Origin of the sequence: Myroides gitamensis, assembly GCF_029894455.1 — a bacterium.
Taxonomy (GTDB): Bacteria; Bacteroidota; Bacteroidia; order Flavobacteriales; family Flavobacteriaceae; genus Flavobacterium; species Flavobacterium odoratum.
Window position 1 is genome coordinate 3,062,168 of sequence record NZ_JARYHN010000001.1, and the last position, 22,082, is coordinate 3,084,249.

Below are 22,082 nucleotides of genomic sequence, written 5' to 3' on the forward strand. Positions count from 1 at the left end.
CGTTAGTTATTGATTACAAATGGGATAGCGAAAAAGGAATAAAAATTAAATGTTAAAATTTAAAACTCTAAATAAAATCGAGCTTTTACGCCTTGCATTATATATATTTTGTTCTATATTTGCACTCACATTTACAAAATAATGCAGTCCAATATATGGCGAGGTAGCTCAGTTGGTTAGAGCGCAGGATTCATAACCCTGAGGTCACGGGTTCAACTCCCGTCTTCGCTACAAGGTAAAAAAAGACTTAATCGAAAGATTAGGTCTTTTTTTTGTTTTATCGTGAACGGCTGGTTGATTTCAATCATTCCGAATCAGGTATAAAAAAGTTGAGAGCGAAACAAAAAAGTTAGCGCTCCCGTCTATTAAGTGTACTTGCGCGATTGATATTTTAAAATCTGACGCCTATAACAGGTACTACTCTTTATTTCTTTACCGAAGAAGGAGGAAAGCCAACGTGTTTTTTAAATACTTTACTAAAATAAACGGGATCTTCAAATCCTACTGCCCATGAAGTTTCTGCTACACTTGCCCCCTCTTTTAACAATTGAATCGCTTTTTCAAAACGAAGCGCGCGTATAAAATCAGCAGGTGTTTTTCCCGTTATGGTTTTCAATTTTCGAGTAAGTTGACTCACAGATAGAAATACTGTTTCTGCCAAGTTATTTACACCAAACTGCACATTCGAAACGTTTTGTTGAACGGCTAATTCTAAATCGTCAATAAATTTTCTTTCTTTCTTGTTTAATTCAGGGGTTGTCTCCTCCGACGGTAGACTATTCCCTTTAAATTTTTCGCGAAGTAATGCTTTAAACTTCAGCATATTTCTTACCCGAAGCTTTAATTCTGCCAAAGAAAAAGGCTTAGCAAGATAATCATCTGCTCCTGTTTCCAAGCCCAACAGTATATCTTTCTGCTCCGTTTTTGCAGTTAATAATATAATTGGAATATGGGAAGTTGCTATGTTATTTTTCAATATCTCGCATAATTGAAACCCATTCGTATCAGGCATCATTACATCGCTAATGATTAAATCAGGTACTAATTCCTCTGCCAATTTTAGTCCTTCACTTCCATTTGAGGCTTCTACATACTGGTATTCTTTCCCAAGATTTTGCGTTATAAAATGACGCAATTCAGGTTGATCTTCCACGACAAGTACTAGTGGAAGCGCTGTGTCTTGTTGTTCTTTATGCTCAATCGGGCTTTCCTCTTTCACGGGAAAAGCGATATTTTGTTCAGTAAACGCTAGGTTTGTATTATTTTCTGTTGTTGCGCTGTCAATCCAAAAAGTAAACGTACAGCCACCATCAGCTGGAGATTCTACCTTGATATCCCCTCCATGTAGTACAGCGAGCTCTTTTACTAAAGCTAATCCAATACCGAAACCAGCATAGGCCCTCTTTCCGGGATCATCCACTTGGTAAAATCGATCAAAAATTTTAGGTAGGTCTTCTGCCTCTATTCCTTTACCTGTATCAGTAACCGTGACCAACAGTTTAGCATCCTGATAATCTATTTTAACCGCTACACTTCCTCCAGAAGGAGTATATTTAATAGCATTAGACAGTAAGTTCGTAATAATCACAGTTAATGCTTCGGAAGAATAGATAAACGGATTTTCTGCCAATTCTACTTTTACGCGTTCGGTTTGGTTTAATTTTAATTCAATATCGTGTTGTTCTGCATAGGAATGAAAAGATTGCACCAGCATACTTGCTTCGTTCAATACATCTCCTCTTTTATAGTGAAGTTTATAGGCTCCACTTTCCATTTTAGATAAATCAAGCAATTGATTAATTAAAGTAAGCAGCCTTTTTCCGTTTTGTTCGATTTCTTCAAAATGAGAAAAATCTTCTTTTCGTCCGTTTTCTTTTAATACTTCAATATGCCCGTTGATTAAGGTAAGTGGAGTTCTGAACTCATGTGAAATATTAGCCAGAAATCGAGATTTAAACTGCTCCGTTTCTTTAATGGTCTCCACTTCTCTACGTTGCAATTCTAGATTTTGTTTTTCAAATTTCAATTTTTTATTTCTCAACCTAAAAAGATAAATGGCAAAAACGACAAACAGTCCCATCACACCTACACCTGCCAATGCAACATTTCGCTGTAATTTTTTAGTCTTAAGTTCCTCCTGGATTACAGCCTCTTTTTTATCATACTCATACTCCATGGCTATCGCCAAGCTTTGCCTTTCGCTGTCTTCATTCATCAGGCTATCGCGATAGACAATGTATTGTTTATAATTTTCTAATGCATCTTTATAATCCCCCAAAGCGCTATCATCCAACGTAGCGTTATGGTAGATATTCATGATAAGTTCTTTTCGCCCCATTGCTTTAGCAATAGATAAGGCTTTTCTATACTGTTCTTTAGCTGAGGCTGGTCGGTTTAATTTAGATTCTATAATTCCTAAATTCAGGTATGACATTGCAATACCACCCTTTTCATCAATTTCCTCGAATCCTTTTAAAGAGTTCGAAAAACTCTTCAGGGCCTCTGTGTATTTGCCTTGTCTCTGATAAACAGCACCAATATTGTTATAAACACCTGCCACTCCACGCTTATTCCCTAGTTCTTTTTTTAGTTCTAAAGCGGCAAAATAATTTTCCAATGCTTCCGGATACTTGCCTTGATACTCATAAATAAGTCCAATATTATTATAACACTCTGAGATGCCTAATACATCCCCAGTTTCTTTCCAAATTTTTAATGCGACTGCGTAATTTTGCAGGGCTTCTTCGTGCTTACCCGTATTTCCATTAATAATACCAATACCGCTGTTACACAATCCAATTCCCTTTTTATACCCTATTTTTTCAAATATTTTTAGCCCAGCGTATAAGTTTTTTAGTGCTTCTGGAAAGTCTCCTTGATAATCATAAAGCGTTCCAATGTAGTAATAAGAATAGGCAACCTCTCGTTCATCTCCAATTTCTTCATATATTTTTAAACCCGCAACAAAATTTTTCACTGCTTCAAGATCTTTTTCTTGTTTTTCGTAGAACTTCCCGAGAACATGATACGTATTTGCTTTTCCTCTTTTAAAATCAAGCTTTTCTGATAATTTTAATGCCTTTTGAGCATAACTAAAAGCACGATCAAATTGCTTCTCTTGAACCAAAAGGCGAGCAAGCGTATTCATTTGACTAACTGTCAAAGTATCCGTAACGGTTTTGGTAGTAAGAATATTCGTTAGGGAGTCTATCTTGTTTTCTAACACTTGTTTGTCTGATTGTGAAAAAAGCGTAGAATGAATAAAGAAAAAAAGAAGTAAGAAAGAAAAGCACTTGTTCATTAGGTGAATTTTGAAATGCGCGAAATTAACAAAACAAATTTTTAAAAAAAACTTATTAAATAGAATATACCCAATAAAACCCCCTTAGGAAAATACATCTATTAGAAAATTAAAAACAATTTGATTCTTGGTTCATTCTCCTTCTTTGGAATGCCGTGTACGTTTTAATACAATATGACATCCCCGTTTTATAGCAATAGCATCTCTCTATTTATTCCTCATAGAAGCTGTCCTTTAAAAGCAAACACGCTTTCTAGGAATACCTGGAAGAATGCATCAAAAAGAGAACAACGCACAACTTTATAGCTTCAGAAAACCAGCATCACTTCATACTAAAAAAAAGATAACAGCAACTAATATTTAGTGCATCTACTGATTTAAAAAAAAGAAAACGCTCTTTTACCCCAATTAAGCCAATAAACTAACATACAATCACTTAATCCATTTACGTGTTGTTTTTCAACTATTTTATGCGCAAAAAACGCCAAGTTTTCGCTTCATTTTTACCTAGCAGACTAATCAACACGACCCTACATTTGTACCGAATTTCCAAACAGAGAATGGATCTGATATCGACTTACTCAACTATTAATAAATAACTAAAAATTCAAAACAAAATGGTTAAAAAACCCTACTTATTTGGATCGTTACTTGTTTTATCACTTATGCTTAATTCTTGTGGAGGGACGCAACCTTATGCAACAGGAGTTAACTCACAAACACAACGTGTAGATTCAAAATTAAAAAGAAGTGATTATACGATGATGGATCAGCAATACCAAGGTGCTGTGGTTAATACGAAAAAACTCAAGAAATACAATGTAGATCAACTGAAAGAGTTGGCTTTTATGGAAGCAGAAAAAGCAGCGATAAAAGCGGGAGCAGACGGTGTGCTAAATCCTGTTTATATGGTAGATCAGAAAGGAAAAAAATTTTATGTTACAGCTCGTGTTAAGGCTTATAAGTTGAAAAGCGACAACGAATATCTTGACATGGAGAACAATTTAAAACACAATCCAAATTGATAATCCTAGTAAAAATCAATGCTGAAAAAGTAAAATCTTACCTATATATTATATCAAAAAAACGCCTCTGTAATTTAGGAGATGCAAATTACAATAGCACTAAATTTAATTAAAACACTTATATACCAAATGATGAAACAAATTCTAAAAATTTCGATTGTAGCTACTTTATTTATGTTTATGTCTTGTAGCAGTGATGATAGTGGAAGTGGAAGCTGCGATGAAGCTGCACTTACTAAAGCATACGAAACGGCTTATAACAACTACAATCAAGATAAATCTGACGCGAACTGTTTAGCTATTGTTAAAGTGATTAAGCAAGCATTAGACAACAAATGTATTGACCAAGAAGAAGCTGATACTTACGGACAAGGCTTACCTTGTTATAAAAACTAAGCGTGATTCAAAAAATCTTCTATTGCAACTAAATTAAACCATGAAGTACATGTAATACTAGTATTGCATTAGAAGAAGAATCTCATTTTACCTGAAGTAAAAAAGCCTTACTAACGCTTCACCTTACTTCGATATTTAAGTTATTTACCATAACGAATATCAAGAGAAACCGCCATGAATTGGCGGTTTCTTTATTTAAAAATGAATTTAACTACAACCTATTTTTTCTTCCAGATTCAAGTAAAAGATTATACCCTTTTATTCTTTTTTATTCTTTTTCATTCTTATCCAATAATTGAGTAAACAACGATTTTTCATAAATACGTTTAATTTCTTGTTCTCTCTCTTCTCCTTTCAGATATTCTAATTGCCATGAATTTAACTCGATATCTGTTCCTAGAAATGTAATGTAGTCTTGTTCATACTGGATTTTTTTCTCTTTGATAGTTTTAATCTGATGATTTTCAAAACTAGCAGCAAATAAGCTTTTCAACTCTTCTTGTTTATATTGCGCACTCAAAATATCATAAGTAAAATGCACTAGCTCCGAATTGTCGGCAAGTCCATTTTCAAGAAGATGGGGAACAAGAATTTGGATTGCCTTATCTATTTGATTCAATCCAACATAACATTTAGCGTAAAGCAAACGCATTGTAATTTTTTCTTCAGCATAAGCATTGCCACAAAAATGCTGATAAGCATATTGCTTAGTTAAAGCTAGATACTCTAATGCTTTATCGAAATTCTGTTCCTCTATATAGATTTTAGCTAATTCTTTAGCCGCTCTATTTTTATAGTTTGCATAGGGTTCTCCCATTATGCCAGAACCCGCTCCGCCTTTTTCTTTATCATTCGCATTACTTTTCAATACTTGTTCAAAGTACAATTTTGCTTTATCCTTATTTTGTAACGCTAATTCTGCAAATCCAATATTGTTTAAAGCTCTAAATGTCCATTTTGACTTTGGGTATTCCTTTATTAGTTCTTGATATAAATCAATAGCCTTTATTAGCATTTTATCTCTTATATCAACTGCAAGTTCTTTTGCATATTTGTCTACACTACTAGAATAAAGATAATAATCCAACGCTAGTTCTTCTTCTATAAAATTCTGAAATAAAACTGCTTGCTGAAATAAAACATCATCTGGACCAATTTTTTTTGCTTGTCCAATACCTTGATAGAAGGATAAGAATATAATAATTGCAAGGATCTGTTTCATTGTTTCTCTATTTAGCTTCGATTTTAAAAATAAATCCGAACGTTCATTTCTGTATTCACTTTTTGTCCCTTAATTATTCCTGGTTCCCAATAATTATATTCTTGTATCTCTTTCACACCAATAGCAAAGAGTTCGATTTCTAACTTTTGATTCGCTTCACTATTCACTTCCATAAAATTCGAGAGATGGTACCCAGAACTCTTTCCATCTTGATCAATATAAAAACCAATATCCATAAATGGACGGGATCCTTCTGCATTGGTTTCTATTTTTAGTTTCAATTCTTCAGGCAGATTGGCGTCCCAGCTTTTGTTTCTATAAAAATCCTCAAAAAAATAATAGGGAATAGTGTCTTGTTCCACAATGAGCAACTGGTCTGCTTCATCTAACAGGTTTTCTTTAAATTTAGATCCAAACTTTTTTGCAATAACTTGATCCATATAGGCGGCATAACATCCTTGTGTCTGACCTTCAAAAAACATATCACTAAAGCTTTCATACTCGAAAACAATTCCGTGTTGTTCACACAACTTCGCCAATTGCTTTTCTTGTCTAAGTCCTGAAGATAAAAAATAAAAAGGATACGTGAATACTATTTTTCCTTTTGATACATCTTGCTTAGCTCTTTCAAGATCACCCAAACAAAGTGTATCGCTTTTTAAGGGTTGTAGAATATATTGCTCAAGGTCATATTCAGACGAACCAAAAAGCTTCTCCAAGAATCGACCTTTATTGCAAGAGCTCATCATGCCCAACAATAATCCGAAAATAATAACTCTTTTCATATTCTACTTTTCTTCTTCAGTACTGCTACTCTTTCAAAAAATCAAAGTCAATCACCATATCTTTATTTGACACCTTCGCTTTTAGTTTATCTCCATCCAATTGATAGGCGATATGTGTTGGAAAATCGTGTGCTTCGTTAACACAAAGCAAGGTGTTTTCTTTTAATTCTGCGACTTTAAATTCGACTGTATCGGCTTCATCCGAGGTTCTGACAAACAAGCTCCATTGCCCGTTTACTTGTTCTACTTTCATATACTCTTTACTCAAGGTATCTCCTTGTGCAAGTGTATAACCAATTCCATCATATTGCGTAGCACTTGTCTTTTTCCACGTTTCAAAAGTTGAACGACCTACTTCGTCATTGGTTCTTTTCCAATTCCCCAAAAGCCAATCTAAATTTGCGGTTTGGGTTACTTCTGTTTGTGCTTGTGACGCTACAGGTTCTTGTTTCGGATGCTCTTTCCCGTCTTTGCATGAAGCAAATACAACGGCCATAATCGCTAGTACTATTCCTTTTTTCATCGTTTCAATTTTTAGTGTTCGTGTGAGTTATCTATTAAAGGTAGTTAATTCTATAACATCCTATAAAAAAGTGATTCTCTTTTTTTTCCTGCTAAACTTTACCTAAAAAAGGAAGGAAGATGACTAAAAACTAAATATATTTGTTTCATTCATGATGAAGTACAATCGACATATCGCCCAATTTTTGTGTCTCATATTTGTTTTGTTAGGGGTTGAAAAGATTAATTTTTTCGCCCAACAAGATTGTGAGGACAGGCAGTCTTTCTGCCCGATTGCGAATATGTATGTCTATCAGTTGGGAGCTACTCCTTCAGAAGATACTGGAAAATCGACCAAGAGCAAAAGCTGTAAGGCGACCAACATCAGCTGTGAAACGTTTTTTATTGCAGAAGTATTGGAACAACCGCAAACAAAAGATCGACTTCGCTTTACTGGCAAACTGTACTTCTACCAACCTGTCATCCATTCGAATCCATATATAACACTAGTAGATCCTCCTCCTAATGTTTCAGTACTATACAACAAGAGCTCCCAAAAGGAGCTCTTGTTTGTTTTTAGCCTTGTTTAGCATTTATAAACAACAAAGGGCCACTCTGATTGAGTGGCCCTTTTGGGAATTAAAATAATGTGTTTATAGCAGCACTAATTTTACATTTTTACAATGATAAACTCACTTCTTCTATTTTCTTGGTGTTGTTCTTTTGAACATGGAACACCATTTTTGCATTCGTTGATTAACTGACTTTCTCCATACCCTCTTCCTGAGATTTGCTCTGGATCAATGCCTTGTTTAATCATCCATTGCATCGTTGATTTTGCTCTACGGTCTGATAACTTCATATTATAAGCATCATTTCCACGGCTATCCGTATGCGAACGAACGTCAATCTTGATGTTTGGATACATTTTCAATACCTCAACAACTTGTGCTAATTCTGCTGCTGCATCAGGTCGAATGGTTGCTTTATCAAAATCGAAATAAATCGGTTGTAATTTCAGTTTCTTGAATAAGTCATCATCTTCCGTAATTGTTTCTTGAAGGGGCTCTAATCCAATTTCTACTTGCTCTACTGCATTTAATTCATACCCCATCGTTTGCGCAATTTCTTTGGTTTGGAATCCTTCTGCTTCTGCTTTTAAACGGTATTTTTTACCACAATCTAGGTCGGTTACATTAAACTTTCCTTGATCATCTGCGTGAATACTATCCAACACTGTGTAAGTAGCATCATATACCGTGATTTTAGCATGGGCTAAAGATTCTCTTGTAGAAGCATTAAACACCCAACCAGCAATACTTTGTTTGCAAATGATTTCTTTCTTCTCTTGTACGAAGTAGATATCATCTCCTCCTGTTCCACCAGCTCGATTGGAGCTAACGAATCCCTTTTTTGTTTTAGGATCAAAGTAGTAACCAAAATCATCGGCAGGACTATTCATTGGCTCTCCAATATTTGTAACGGTTCCAAAAGATCCATCTACATTCATTTTCGCCATGAAGATGTCTAATCCACCTAATCCAGGTCTACCATCGGTTGAGAAGTAGAGCATAAAATCACTTGAAATAAACGGAAAAGTTTCGCGCCCTTCTGTGTTAATTTGCTTTCCTACATTCTCTACTTTCGCAAAGCTTCCATCTTCTAATATTGCTACGCGAAATAAATCACTTTGTCCGATAGATCCACTGCGATCTGACACAAAATACAACCATTTATCATCTGGTGTTAACGCAGGGTGTGCGTTATTTGCTTTCGCATCATTAATCGTCAATGCCACAGGCTTGCTCCAAGTTCCGTCTTCTTGCAATGTAGATTTGAACAACTGCAATAAGGCATTTTTAAAGCGATTCTGTTGTATTTCATCTTTGGTAGCACTTGCATTTTGAGTAAAGTACATCGTTTTACCATCTTTGGTAAAAACAGCCGTTGATTGATTGATGTCCCTTCCATCTCCATTGAAGAAAGTATGGGGTTCTTCAAACGTTCCGTCCTGTTTAATTTTTGACGCATATAAACTTGTATAGGCTTCATTGGTCCATTTGTGTACTTTATTCCCCGAAACATCATTTGATGCTCTCGCAGAGGTATAGATCAATTGATCTTTAAAAATCGCGGCTCCATAGTCTGAATACTCACTGTTGATTTGCAGCGCTTCTACTTCATAGCGATTTGAACGCTTCTCAATATCCGTTCTGTAATTATTCTTGTTTGCTTCAAACAATTGAGCGCGAGAATCCGTTTGTTCCAAAGCTGTAAACTTTGTCATATAGGCATCTGCTTCTTCATATTGCTGCATCGCACGCAAGGTTTGTGCATAGCGATAGTAATATTCTGAACCGATAGATGCTTGATTCTCTTTCGCAAATTGAAATAGTTCTTCATACCATTTATTCGCCTCAGTCAGCTTGCCATTAAAATAATAAGCATCTCCTAGTTTTTGCAGCGTGTTTACGCTTTTAAATCCTTTTTCGACTGCTTTTTCATATATCTCAATCGCATTGATATACTCGTACTTTTCAAATTTTTGATCTGCTTTATTTTCACGTCTTTCTTGTGCCCATCCTATTGATGTTGTCAACGCGATTGAAGATAAAACTAGTAATTTAACTAATCTCTTTTGCATAATTTATCATCTTTAGGTTAGAAGAAACGCGGCGATGTTTTTCTTGTGTATCGATTAAAGATATCGGCACGTAAGAAAAACTCATGTGATCCACTGTTGTAATGTTTCAATTTGGATGTATCCGCATCATAAGAATATCCTACGAATAGGCTTTCACTGATTTGAAATCCGACCAATCCACTAACAGCGGCATCCCAACGATACGCAACTCCTGCAGTTAATTTCTCAAAAATCAAGAAATTTGCGGTTAAGTCAATCTGTAAGGGTGCTCCTTGTACCGTTTTCACTAAGAATGCAGGTTTGAATTTTAAATCTGGATTGATATCAAATACATATCCCCCGATTAAATACAACTGCATGCGTTGTTTCATTGTTGTAACATCGTTATCATCATAACGGTGTGTTTCTAAAAAGCTAGGCACGGATACCCCTAAATACGATCGATCAGAATAAAGGTATACCCCTGCACCAATATTGGGTGTAAACTTATTGGTGATATTTTCTTGGATATTGATATCTGAGGGATCAAAAGGATGTCCTTTTGTATAATCTACATTCAAGAGATCCGCAGAAGCTTTTAATCCAAAAGCCAACTGATAGTTATAGTTCAGTTTTATTTTGTACGAGAAATCAATAGCAATATTGTTCTCATCCATAATACCAATCTTATCATTGACAAAAGAAAGTCCCAATCCTACATTAGAATCATTAATAGGCGTATTCACGGAAAAACTAGCTGTTTTTGGAGCTCCATCTAATCCTACCCATTGTGTTCTATAATTTCCAAATACACTTAATACTTCTCTTGTACCAGCATACGCAGGGTTATAAACAGAAGTGTTATACATGTATTGTGCAAACTGAGGTTCTTGCTGTGCAAAACCTTGTTGAGCAGCACTTATCAATACTAAGGCTGTTCCAACTTTTTTGAGTTTGTTTAAAAAATTCATCCTTACTATTAATTCGTTTCTAAATGTAAATACCCTGCTTTCTTAATCGTTCTCGATGCGCCGTCTTTCTCTACTTCATAAACAATAACATAGTAATATGTTCCTGAAGGTAGTTTCTCACTATCATTTAAGGTCATTTTCCCTTTAGAATAGCCTGTAAAAACATTGCCATTTGAATCGTAGTTTTTCGTTTCAAACACTTTAGCTCCCCATCTGTTGAAAATTTGAACGCTATTGTTTGGAAATCTTTGGATGTTATCAATAAAGAAATAATCATTCACTCCATCACCATCAGCGGTAACAATGTTATAGATTACGACATCTCCTTCTAATAACCAATCTGTTTTGACAGTTGCTAATGTAAAGTATCCCAATCCTTTTATTGTTGCTGGTGTGATGATACGATTGGTACTCATATCGACAATTCCACCTTCATCTACCCATATTTTCTTTTCCTCATCCCAACGAACAATATGTAAATCTTTTTCAGGGTTTTCAAGTACAGTAGGAGAAGTTGTGCGATCATCCCAACTTAACTCGAGGATGACGTTTTTTTCTTCTTTGTTTGCCTTTCCTTTTTTGTTTCCTGTCTCGTCATTGGTTTCTTTATCTATATACCAATACTCCGTTGTATTCAAAGTTTTGATTACACCTGAAGCATTTGATTTATCATGAAAAAAAGCATCGTCTTTGTACTTATATCCTCCTACATAAACTGTGCTGTTTTCTGGCGCAGTAATATGAGCAGGGCGATAGTACCCATGATTTCCTATGGGAAAAGTAAAAGCATCCTTCCCTACTTTATCTACCGTTCCATTCACATGGCTTTGGTCTGATGGGTTATTCGCTTTGGCTCCTTCCATAAAAGCAAAAGAACCTTTACTTTCTTCCATCGTTACAATTCCATCTACAAACTCAACTTCTCCTTTTGTTGAAATATCATTGCTTAGGTAAAAAGCACTTTCAGCAGTTGAATTATTCAGTTCGAGGTTATTGAAACGGATCCCTTGACTTCCACCGATGAGTTGTTGTTGATTAGCAGTAAAGATTGTTTTACCTGAATTTTTCAGTTTTCCATCTTCTCTAAAATCAAAAATTCCATCATTGGACAAGTTATGGTATACATACAACGTCCCGTTGTTGAATACCGAAGCTTTCTCTTTGTTTTCCATCGGGAAGAGCGTTGCCATTTCTGTATTTGGCATAATGTACAAACCACCGTAATTAACGGTTTGTCCAAACGCTAAACCTCCTGTCAAAGCAAAAAAACCAAGCAAGATTTTGTGGTTTATTCTCATCTCTTCTTATTCTTTAACAACGAAAACAATATTCATCACAGAGTATGGATTACCTGAACCAGTTACGGTATAGGTCATTTTTCCATCTGCTGTAATAGAAATACCAGAAAAAACAGCCGTATCATAATCTGTTACATAGTAATATAAATCAGTTGCCTCAGGGAAATGCGGAATTACTGCGGGTGCTCCAACGCTACTAGCTGTATTACCAACTAACGTAAATTGATTTACATATTCTTGGTATAAATCTTTATTTCCGGCACCAGGTGTACCCGTATTAAAAACAATAGAAGGCATATAGAAGAACTTCACTGCTTTATTGTCTGAAGTTACCATTTGTTGCCATTTTGTTCCATCATTATAATAGAACCCAGGGACTACATCATTTTGTCTTTTGGTATTGTAAACGGTCATACCTGCTACATGCGCTTCTAATGGAGCAAAATCTGTTGTACTAACCAATTCTAATCTTGGCAATAATAGACCTTTATCAGAAGCTTCAATTTCAAGCATCGCGTTCGCATTGATTGTTGGTGTACCCCCTACTTTAGTTTGAGCGAAACCTACTGTGCTCAATACTGAAAATACGAATCCTAAATATATCTTTTTCATCTTATTGTTTTGTTTAAGTTTAAAATGATGGGGTTTATCTGTTACAATAAAGCCCCATCATTTCGCTATTGATTAATTTAAATTAGGGTTGAACTTGCTCGTTTGAAGCATATTCAACTACAACTTCATAAGCACCTGCTGGCAACATCATATATTGATTACCTACACCAATATTAAATTTCACTGTTGTTCCAGTCTCTACAGCAACATCCGTTGTGCTCTCCGTTACAATGTGTCCTGCTGCATTGAGTAATTTGATTCCCAATACCTGTCTAATTTGTTTATCACCTGCTAAACTAGCAAACGACACAGGCGTAGCAACTGCAGAATACACTTGGATGGTTGTAGCTCCTTTTCCTAGATACACTTTATATCCATTGTAAACATTTCCAGTGAACACTGTATCTCCTTCATTAATAATTGTATCACCTAATGCTTGCTTCACAATATCTTTGTACTTGTTAATCAAGTTCACTAAGAAAGAAGCTGGTAATTCAATTTCTTTGTTCTCTTTAGTACCATCTAGCTTGGTAATTACTTGGTAGAATACAGCAGGAGTATTATCATCATTATCGTGATCTCCGAAGTACACGTTACCTCCTAAATTCAATACATTCGTGATTGCATTCTTAATCTCTTCGTTGTTGTTGATTGAGTTTAAGATATCTTCCGTCATATTGATGTAATCTACATTTCCTCCCTCAGCATTGTACTCATAGAAGATTTCCCCTTTTTTCACGTCTCCTGCTACTGGTGCTGTACGTACTTCTCCAAATGTTGGTAATGTACCATCTACTAAAACTTCAGTGCGTTTGATTTGTGTTTTCGTCTCTGTCTGCGCAACTAAATCTTTAATATCAATAGTCTTGTAGCTATTAGATGCTTCATCCCAATATTGGAAAACCCAAATTTTCTGACCCGCATTGGCTGGATCATCAATTTCTCTGTACACTACATTTCCATCTGAATATTGAGAAATGTACTGTAAGTATTCCTCTACTGTGGTAAACGTTTTATCACCTTCTGTTGTAGTAATTGTGATATTCGTTGGTGATTCTAAGATCTCTTGGATGTTGTTAATTACTCCACCTACTACATCTACGTGAATCGCACCTGCTGGAACAGCCGTCCAATTTGCTGGATCTGTTTCTCCTCCTGCTTTGATATACGCTTCTGATAAGTAGTATTGTTTGTTGTTATAAGTAACAATCGTAGTATTGGTCTCAGCTGCTTCTACTAAACCTTGAATGTCGATGGTTTTGTACGTATTTGTTGCTTCATCCCAATATTGGAATACCCAAATTTTCTGACCCGCATTGGCTGGATCATCGATTTCTCTGTACACTACATTTCCATCTGAATATTGAGAAATGTACTGTAAGTATTCTTCTACTGTGGTAAACGTTTTATCACCTTCCGTTGTAGTAATGGTGATATTCGTTGGTGATTCTAAAATCTCTTGGATGTTGTTGATTACTCCTCCTACTACATCTACATGAATCGCACCTGCTGGAACAGCCGTCCAATTTGCTGGATCTGTTTCTCCTCCTGCTTTGATATACGCTTCTGATAAGTAGTATTGTTTGTTGTTATAAGTAACAATCGTAGTATTGGTCTCAGCTGCTTCTACTAAACCTTGAATGTCGATGGTTTTGTACGTATTTGTTGCTTCATCCCAATATTGGAATACCCAAATTTTCTGACCCGCATTGGCTGGATCGTCGATTTCTCTGTACACTACATTTCCATCTGAATATTGAGAAATGTACTGTAAGTATTCTTCTACTGTGGTAAACGTTTTATCACCTTCTGTTGTAGTAATGGTGATATTCGTTGGTGATTCTAAAATCTCTTGGATGTTGTTAATCACTGCACCTACTACATCTAGGTGAATCGCACCTGCTGGAACAGCCGTCCAATTTGCTGGATCTGTTTCTCCTCCTGCTTTGATGTACGCTTCTGATAAGTAGTATTGTTTGTTGTTGTACACAACAATTGTTGTATTGGTCTCAGCTGCTTCAACTAAATCCTTGATGTTAATAGTTTTGTACGTATTTGTTGCTTCATCCCAATATTGGAATACCCAAATTTTCTGACCCGCATTGGCTGGATCGTCGATTTCTCTGTACACTACATTTCCATCTGAATATTGAGAAATATATTGTATGTATTCTTCTACTGTGGTAAAGGTTCTACTTCCTTCTATTGTGTTAATCGTAAGATTGGTTGGTGATTCTAAAATCTCTTGGATATTGTTGATTACGCCACCTACTACATCTACGTGAATCGCACCTGCTGGAACAGCTGTCCAATTTGCTGGATTTGTTTCTCCTCCTGCTTTGATATATGCCTCAGATAAGTAGTATTGTTTGTTGTTGTACGAAACAATCGTAGTATTCGTTTCAGCAGCTTCTACTAAACCTTGGATGTCGATGGTTTTGTACGTATTTGTTGCTTCATCCCAATATTGGAATACCCAAATCGTTTGACCTGCATTGGCTGGATCTGCAATTTCTGTATAGATTACGTTACCATTTGAAAATTGAGTAATGTATTGCAAATATTCCTCTACAGTTGTAAAGGTTCTATCCCCTTCTGTTGTAGTAATCGTGATATTTGTTGGTGATTCTAAAATTTCTTGGATATTATTTACCACAATATCCTTCACTTTGATTGGCATTGCTCCAGGTGCATTATTTGGAATATTCGCAATTGTATTTGCAGCATCTGCCGCTAACCAATCGATAATTGTTTGCTCTGAAAAGTAAATCATTCCGATTACTTTCCCCTCTGCATTCAATACCTCTTTCATGAATGTTTTCGTTTCAAAACCATTCACCATATCCTCAAAATTGATTTCTTGAGTTGTGTATGTTTGTGTTGTGGCATCATACGTTACCGTATAAAATTTACCATCTTTATATACTACTGTTGTATGTGTTTCTGGCGTAGTAGCATCATTAGAAGGATTAGAAGGTAAAATGTAATTAATTACTGTTTGTATGTTTTTTACATCTGCTTCTAAATTGGTAATATTATCGCCTAAATTTTCAATAACTTGATCCAGCTCTGCTTTTCCAACAATTCTATTCCATTTGGAATCAACCCAATAATAGAATCCGGTTGGAATATCAGTACCGTTACTATTATATACTAATAAACTCTCCGTTTGTGTTCCTACAATTGGCTTAAATTCATTTATCGCCGTTAATGGAACGCGAGGAATTAAAATACCCTTATCGTTAGCTGTCACGTCTAATTGTGTAGACGAAACAGGTGTTGGTATACCTATACCTACCTGAGCATTCGCAAAATATGAAGCTCCTAAAACTGCCGCTAATAATGTGATTTTTTTCATAGTGCTATATGTTTTAATTCTCTAGTATATCTTATTTAATTTTTTGTGTGACGTTCAGATTTGACTTTACTGAACAATTTTTCAATAGTAAGCGAATAGGTAATCTTCTACCTATGACACAGCCATTTCTGTACGTTTGTACATAAACAACACTGTATTTTGGTCCTAAACCTGTATCTCCAGGTAATTCATCCTGATATTCAGGTAAATAATAAGGTAATCTGAAGTTATTCAATCCTTCTGTTGGAACTGGTGTACCACCTGTTTCTTCGGTATAAACTTCATAAGTAGAACAGTTGTCTTCAGCATTAATAGTTAATATACCGCCTTGACATAGGTCTAAATATTCCTCGTCGATATCAATGCCAACATCAATTCGAGGAGCCACTGTTACTTCGTATATCCTAGTAAGGTCTCCAAGTACTCCAACCACGCTTCCATAAGAAATCTTAACGCGATCAAAAGGTTGATCGATGTCTTTGATGATCATTTTGTACTTATTGCGATACCCCAATCCTAATAATTTTAGATCTAGAATTTGAGCACCATTTGTTCCATCAATCTCTGCTCCTACTTTTTGATCTCCTAAATAGCGTTGGATTGTATAGCCTTTAATTAATTCTAAACTCAAAATAGGATTTCCTGGAACCTCCGTTACGATATGTAATTTATCTCCAGGCATCGCTTGTTGTTTAAAGACTACTGTTAAACTTGCAGCATTCAACACAGCAACACCTCTAGCTATCGTAGCATACGTTTCAAGATTGCCATCCACAGCATTCCATGGATTAGCAACAGAAGCGGTTGCACTTGCTACTCCTAAACCTAAATCTTGCACTCCATGTAATACATCTAGTACTGCTGGATGTACATTATCAGAAACAGGTTCACAGTATTCAGGTGAAAATGCACTTACATTTTTCGTATGATACGCATGGTACACTTTAGCTATTTGAGCAACACTCAATAAAGATCCTTGAGAAACACGAACCCCTTTATACTTTTTAGGTCCATTTTTATCAGAAGGAACAAATGTATATTCAATCACATTATCCGCTGCTAATAAATCTAATAAACCACCTTGAACTGATTTTAACGTTCCGATGGTATTACCATCAGCATCTAATCCTACAACTGAAATACCTCCAGCTAGCATCAATCCACTGTATTGTTTTCCAAGCTTAATGGTTACAGGAGTACCCGCAGTTGCTTCTTCTTCAAAATAGATATTTTGCCATACGGTACCGATACCTAAAAGTCCAATACCCGTTGTTAACGTAGAATAAGTTGTTGGATCTCCATCAATTGTATTACTTGTACCACTAACTCCTCCCGTAATGATAGATCCCCAGCTTGATGAACCTGTTGCGTACACTCTTTCTATCATAGGCGGACATAAGCTATCATCATAAACGGTAATCATTACATTTTCAACAGATTCACATTGATTAGTTCCCTGAGCCACTACAGTTAAGATGTAAACTCCAGGAGCATCAAATGTGATAGAAGATCCATCAAATTCTACAGCCTGATCATTATACCATTTTATAGTTCCATTTCCTCCTTCAACAGTAGCTGTTGGTAAGGTTACTGTTACTGTATTTTGATCTCTTGGTATCGTCACGTTAATACGTTGACTCGATGAAAATTGAATAACTGGCGTAGGACTTTGAGTCACGACAAAAGGATCTGATTCAACTGAAACTTCTGCTCCTTTGGTATACACAACCGTATAACTACCTGGATAATTAGTTGTTAGTGTCTTTTCCTTTCCGTAATTTGGATTCGTTGACCCAGCCATTGTCGCATCAATCGCTTCATCACCAAAATACCATTGGTACGTATCTGCCTCAGCAGGACCTTTATTTGAATCTAAAGTAAACTCCGTATCTGAACATACAGCATTCCCGTGATCTGAGGTGATAATCGCCTTAGGCAATGCCGTACTATGTACTACTTGGATAATCGTTCCAGGGTTCTTTGTTAGATCTGGTTCTGTAGGGTTGGTATTATCTACTGGTGGATAAGAAGGATATGAAATAATGTCTCCCGCTTCTTTCGTAAAAGCAGTGTTTTTTATTTGTAAGATACCCTCTAACGTAGGATTTACAGCTACTGTAAATACAAATCTTTGCTCATTCCCTGGTGTCATTGTACCTGAGAAATTGTAAGTTATTAGATCTCTATTAACAGACAAAGTTCCATTGGAAAAATCAGTACCAAAAGATGTACCTGTAGGGATTCGATCAGACACTGAAAATTGATTAACTACTGTTGAACCAACGTTTTTCACGTGAATTGTATATTCAATTGTTTCTCCTCCTGTTACGAAATCAGTAGCAGCATCATCATTTACTTTGTATGACTTCCATGATACTAAGTTTTGATCGGGTCCATAGGGACTACAAAGTCTTTCTACCTTATAGATTTCTACTGGAGGAAATACTCCAACACCGACTACACTTTTAATACTAATCGCAATTCGATCATATATGCCATTGGGTTTAAATGGAATATCAACAACATTAGCAGAATTTAGCAAGCCTAAAAGATCTACTCCTTCCAACAACTCGTTATTCCAATCCAAACGATCTACAAGGGCATCCCCTCTATAAGATGCTATTTCTAGATTTGCCAATAGGTCAACACTTACGCCTCCTGCACCAACTTTCAATCGGATATTAGTAATATCATCTGCTTCAGATAGTGAATTAAAATAAATCCATTGTTTCACACCACCTGCAACACTAATTGTACCTAAACTCATTTGTGAGCCATGGGTAGAATTATCATCAATAGCACGTTCAGGGTATGTAACTCCTGCTCCGCCTAAAGCATTCACAGATAAATTAACTCCTTCATATTCATACGAAGTTGCAAAAGGAGCTACACAAGTTGCTGGAGCAGTTTCATAACACATCCCATAAACATTCATGCTGTTGGGTTGTGCCAAAAGGCCTAAGGCACTATTTGTTTTATCAATAATACGAACGGATTTATAAGCACTAGTTGGCGTAATAGCTAAATAGGTTCGTCCTAGTTTATCAACCACAACTCTAATGGTTCCTTCACTTGAAGAAGCATTAGTCGTTTGTGTTCCTCTATTTAAAATAACATTTCCCTGTTCATTTTTTACTTGAACTTCAAAATCGTGATTTCCAAATACTAATCCATTTAATATTCCGGTGACTAGGTTCCCTAAACTTCCGCTTATTAACTTTTCTAAAGCCGTATTTTCAAAATCTATACGAACATAAGACGTGGTGTTGGCAGGTACCGAAGTGGCATATCCCATTTCAACATAACCTTCATATTTATTGCCTAATCCCAATAAAAACCCTGCTCCTGATTGCAACGTTGCATAGGAATCAAAGTTACCATCAAATAGGTTATTGATATCATTGACGTTACTTGCGTCCAATAATTCAGTTGCACAAACTGGTGTCGTAAAAGGAGAAGCCCCACTTGATTCAGGACAAGTTGTACTCACGCGTTTCACATCATATAAGCGAATGGCTGGTATAACAGAGGCATTCACTAAAGACCCAACCTGTATTTCAACACGGTCGAATGTTTGGGTTGTATCAAAAGTCAACGTTTGAATTCCCCCTGATTTGAATAAGTTTAATAAATTTAGATTATTAATCAAACCTTGTTGTAACGTGAATACTTCTTTCTGTTGATCACCTAAGAAAGTGACCACACTATACTTACCTGCTAAATCCAAAGCTAAAAGTCCTGTAGGATTTAACTGTAAACGCATTTTTATTTGATCACCAACTTGAGAAGGTTTTCCGAAGTAAATTGCTTGTCTTACTTTTGCCGCAACAGCAACTGTTCCAGTACTAATCTCTGCATAATCAGAAGAATTACCACTAATTGCATAATATGGATTAGTTACTCCAGCCCCATTCAACGAACCTAGACTCAGACTGAGTCCAGTTTGATCGTAAGATGTAAACTGTGGTGCAAAACACGGATTTGTTCCGATTTCGCGACACATATTATATACTTTCAACGCGCGAACTGCACCATTTGCAAGACCTGACACGCTATTGGTAATTTTAATACTTGTATACGGTTGATTAGGAGTAACAGCAAGATAGAATCTTCCGATTTTATCTTGAACAACGGTCATTTTTCCTCCTGTAGTGTTGGCAAAACCATTTTGACTTGTTGTATGGGAAACTGAGTTAGATCCATTGTAAGCATCTACCTCAAAATAGTGATTCCCAATTAAGGTTCCCACTACTCCACCGAGTAAATTACCTAGTGTTCCACCTAACAACTTATGGATAATTTCATCTTCCATATCGATGCGGATATACGAAGTTGTATAGGCTGGTACTGTATTTGGATAAGCCATGTGAATCATACCTGAGGAATATTCTCCGGCTAATAACGTTCCCGCTTTTGCATATAAAGTTGCATAGGTTTCGTTATTATTATCCAATACATTCGTAGCGAAGTCAACATTTTGGAAATCCACTAAAGAAGTAACACAACTAGCGGTTTCAAAAGGAACTTGCGTAGGAGTTGGAATAGTAAAATTTGGATTAATACAAGTAGTTCCATCATAGCGTTGAACATCATAAATGCGCAATCCACCACTGGCTAGACCAACATTCACTGCAGTATTCAAGCGAATCTCTACTTTATCAAAAGACCTACCTGGTGCAAAAGTTAAAGTAGCAGGAGAACTTCCTCCTAATAAGCCTAATACTTCAACTCCATTTAACAAACCTCCTCTTAATGCACGAACATAAACTTCTTTATTTCCTTCATACGCTCTAATTTCTAAACCAGAAATCAAAGCTAAATCCAGTAATCCGGTATTAGCGCCTAATTTAATTGTAAATGTTGCATCCGTTTTTGATTTATTTGGGAAATAAAAATATTGTGAGAAATAACTTCCTACATTAACATTTAAAATATTTCCAATTTTCAATATGGCATAAGTATCTGCATCATCATCTATGGATTTTCCATATTGATTTGTACCTACAGTAGTAAACAATCCACCAAGTAGATTAACATTTAATCCTACTGCTTCAACGCCCGTCACTAAAGGCTTACCACAAGAAGTATCACCTACATAATGAAAAGCTCCATATACATTCATTTCCAACCCTGCCCCTAGTTGAATACCTAGAGCAGCCGTTGCACTTCTCAATCGAATTGTAACCGAATTGTATATTTCTTGAGAAGATATTGCAACATAAAGCGTTCCATCTTTATTTTCTACTAAAGAGGTCTTTACTTTACTACTTTCAATTTTACTTCCATTTAAAGAAGCTTCGACAATGATCATATTTTTCTCAAAAAGTCCAGTCAAACCTCCTATTAAATCAATTAAATTGACAGATAATCCTGTATTAATAGGTTTGTCAATTTTTATAAATGAAGTAGTATTTTGTGTCAAATTAGCGGGAAACTTCATCGTAACCCAAGCTTCTCCTGTTGCTCCTATTCCTAAAAGAGTTGCACTTTTGGAGGTTAGGGTAGCATAAGTAGTATCATTTCCATCTACAAGTCTAGATACATTGTCTACCTTCGCTATTGTACTTGTCGATTTATCTTGATATTCAGACATACCAACTAAAAGTTGCCCTGCTTCTCGAAGCCCATTAGTTTGTGAAGTCGCAAAAACCTTCGTTTGTCCATATCCTTGGACCAATGGTACTAAGAGTACCAGAAAAATTAACACCCTCGTCCAGAGGGAAAAAGTAATTTTCTCTTCCATGTGTTGTCTATTAAACATATTATTATAGTTTTTAATGTGTAAGGTGTATATGTATAGCACAACAACAATATGCATGATACGCATATGTGTCATAAATAGAAGATCTACTAAAAAATATAAAGAAGTGGTTCCAATACAACAGTGTATGGAACAGAAAAATACACGGCAATGCTACACTGTGTAAGTACAGCGTAGACATTCCTATTGCTACTAATACATTTAAATTTACTCAGCCCAAGTCAACTTA

At 35.9% G+C, this 22,082-nt stretch carries 13 protein-coding genes and 1 tRNA gene; 4 read left to right on the forward strand and 10 right to left on the reverse strand.

Features of this window, described 5'->3' with window-relative positions:
• Positions 1-157 precede the first annotated feature (157 nt).
• Positions 158-231 (forward strand) — tRNA-Met (locus M2306_RS13640).
• A 193-nt stretch (positions 232-424) separates the two neighbouring features.
• Here the strand turns inward: M2306_RS13640 and M2306_RS13645 are convergent.
• Entirely contained in the window at positions 425-3,301 is a 2,877-nt protein-coding gene (locus M2306_RS13645; protein ID WP_259187578.1) for a tetratricopeptide repeat protein, read from the reverse strand.
• A gap of 617 nt (positions 3,302-3,918) precedes the next feature.
• Between M2306_RS13645 and M2306_RS13650 the strand changes: the two genes are divergently transcribed.
• Both M2306_RS13650 and M2306_RS13655 read left to right on the forward strand, forming a co-directional pair.
• A complete protein-coding gene (locus M2306_RS13650) occupies positions 3,919-4,326 on the forward strand; it encodes a hypothetical protein (protein WP_259187577.1) in 408 nt (135 codons plus the stop codon).
• Between the two features lie 129 nt (positions 4,327-4,455).
• Complete coding sequence (locus M2306_RS13655) at positions 4,456-4,722, forward strand: hypothetical protein (RefSeq protein ID WP_115092229.1); 267 nt, start codon at positions 4,456-4,458, stop codon at positions 4,720-4,722.
• Between the two features lie 268 nt (positions 4,723-4,990).
• Here the strand turns inward: M2306_RS13655 and M2306_RS13660 are convergent, their stop codons facing one another.
• From M2306_RS13660 to M2306_RS13670, 3 genes are read right to left on the reverse strand one after another with little or no spacing between them, the layout of a single operon-like run.
• A complete protein-coding gene (locus M2306_RS13660; RefSeq protein WP_259187576.1) occupies positions 4,991-5,944 on the reverse strand; it encodes a tetratricopeptide repeat protein in 954 nt (317 codons plus the stop codon).
• A gap of 23 nt (positions 5,945-5,967) precedes the next feature.
• Positions 5,968-6,729: a hypothetical protein gene (locus tag M2306_RS13665; protein WP_259187575.1), complete on the reverse strand. Its 762-nt coding sequence runs from the start codon at positions 6,727-6,729 to the stop codon at positions 5,968-5,970.
• A gap of 25 nt (positions 6,730-6,754) precedes the next feature.
• Positions 6,755-7,252, reverse strand: a complete 498-nt coding sequence (locus M2306_RS13670) for a DUF6265 family protein (RefSeq protein ID WP_259187574.1) — start codon at positions 7,250-7,252, stop codon at positions 6,755-6,757.
• A gap of 151 nt (positions 7,253-7,403) precedes the next feature.
• Between M2306_RS13670 and M2306_RS13675 the strand changes: the two genes are divergently transcribed.
• A complete protein-coding gene (locus M2306_RS13675; protein WP_259187573.1) occupies positions 7,404-7,820 on the forward strand; it encodes a hypothetical protein in 417 nt (138 codons plus the stop codon).
• 80 nt (positions 7,821-7,900) lie between these two features.
• Here the strand turns inward: M2306_RS13675 and M2306_RS13680 are convergent, their stop codons facing one another.
• The 6 genes from M2306_RS13680 to M2306_RS13705 form a co-directional block, all read right to left on the reverse strand.
• Complete coding sequence (locus M2306_RS13680; RefSeq protein WP_259187572.1) at positions 7,901-9,874, reverse strand: OmpA family protein; 1,974 nt, start codon at positions 9,872-9,874, stop codon at positions 7,901-7,903.
• Positions 9,875-9,891: 17 nt separating this feature from the next.
• Positions 9,892-10,824, reverse strand: a complete 933-nt coding sequence (locus M2306_RS13685; RefSeq protein ID WP_259187571.1) for a PorP/SprF family type IX secretion system membrane protein — start codon at positions 10,822-10,824, stop codon at positions 9,892-9,894.
• Positions 10,825-10,832: 8 nt separating this feature from the next.
• Entirely contained in the window at positions 10,833-12,122 is a 1,290-nt protein-coding gene (locus M2306_RS13690; protein ID WP_259187570.1) for a T9SS type B sorting domain-containing protein, read from the reverse strand.
• A gap of 6 nt (positions 12,123-12,128) precedes the next feature.
• Positions 12,129-12,734 carry a phage tail-like protein gene (locus M2306_RS13695; RefSeq protein ID WP_002989082.1) on the reverse strand — a complete coding sequence of 202 codons (606 nt, stop codon included), beginning with the start codon at positions 12,732-12,734 and terminating at the stop codon, positions 12,129-12,131.
• An 82-nt stretch (positions 12,735-12,816) separates the two neighbouring features.
• Positions 12,817-16,092: a phage tail-like protein gene (locus M2306_RS13700; protein WP_259187569.1), complete on the reverse strand. Its 3,276-nt coding sequence runs from the start codon at positions 16,090-16,092 to the stop codon at positions 12,817-12,819.
• 31 nt (positions 16,093-16,123) lie between these two features.
• The gene (locus tag M2306_RS13705; RefSeq protein WP_259187568.1) at positions 16,124-21,853 is read right to left on the reverse strand and encodes a DUF11 domain-containing protein; all 5,730 of its coding nucleotides are present in this window, start codon (positions 21,851-21,853) and stop codon (positions 16,124-16,126) included.
• Between the last annotated feature and the right edge of the window lie 229 nt (positions 21,854-22,082).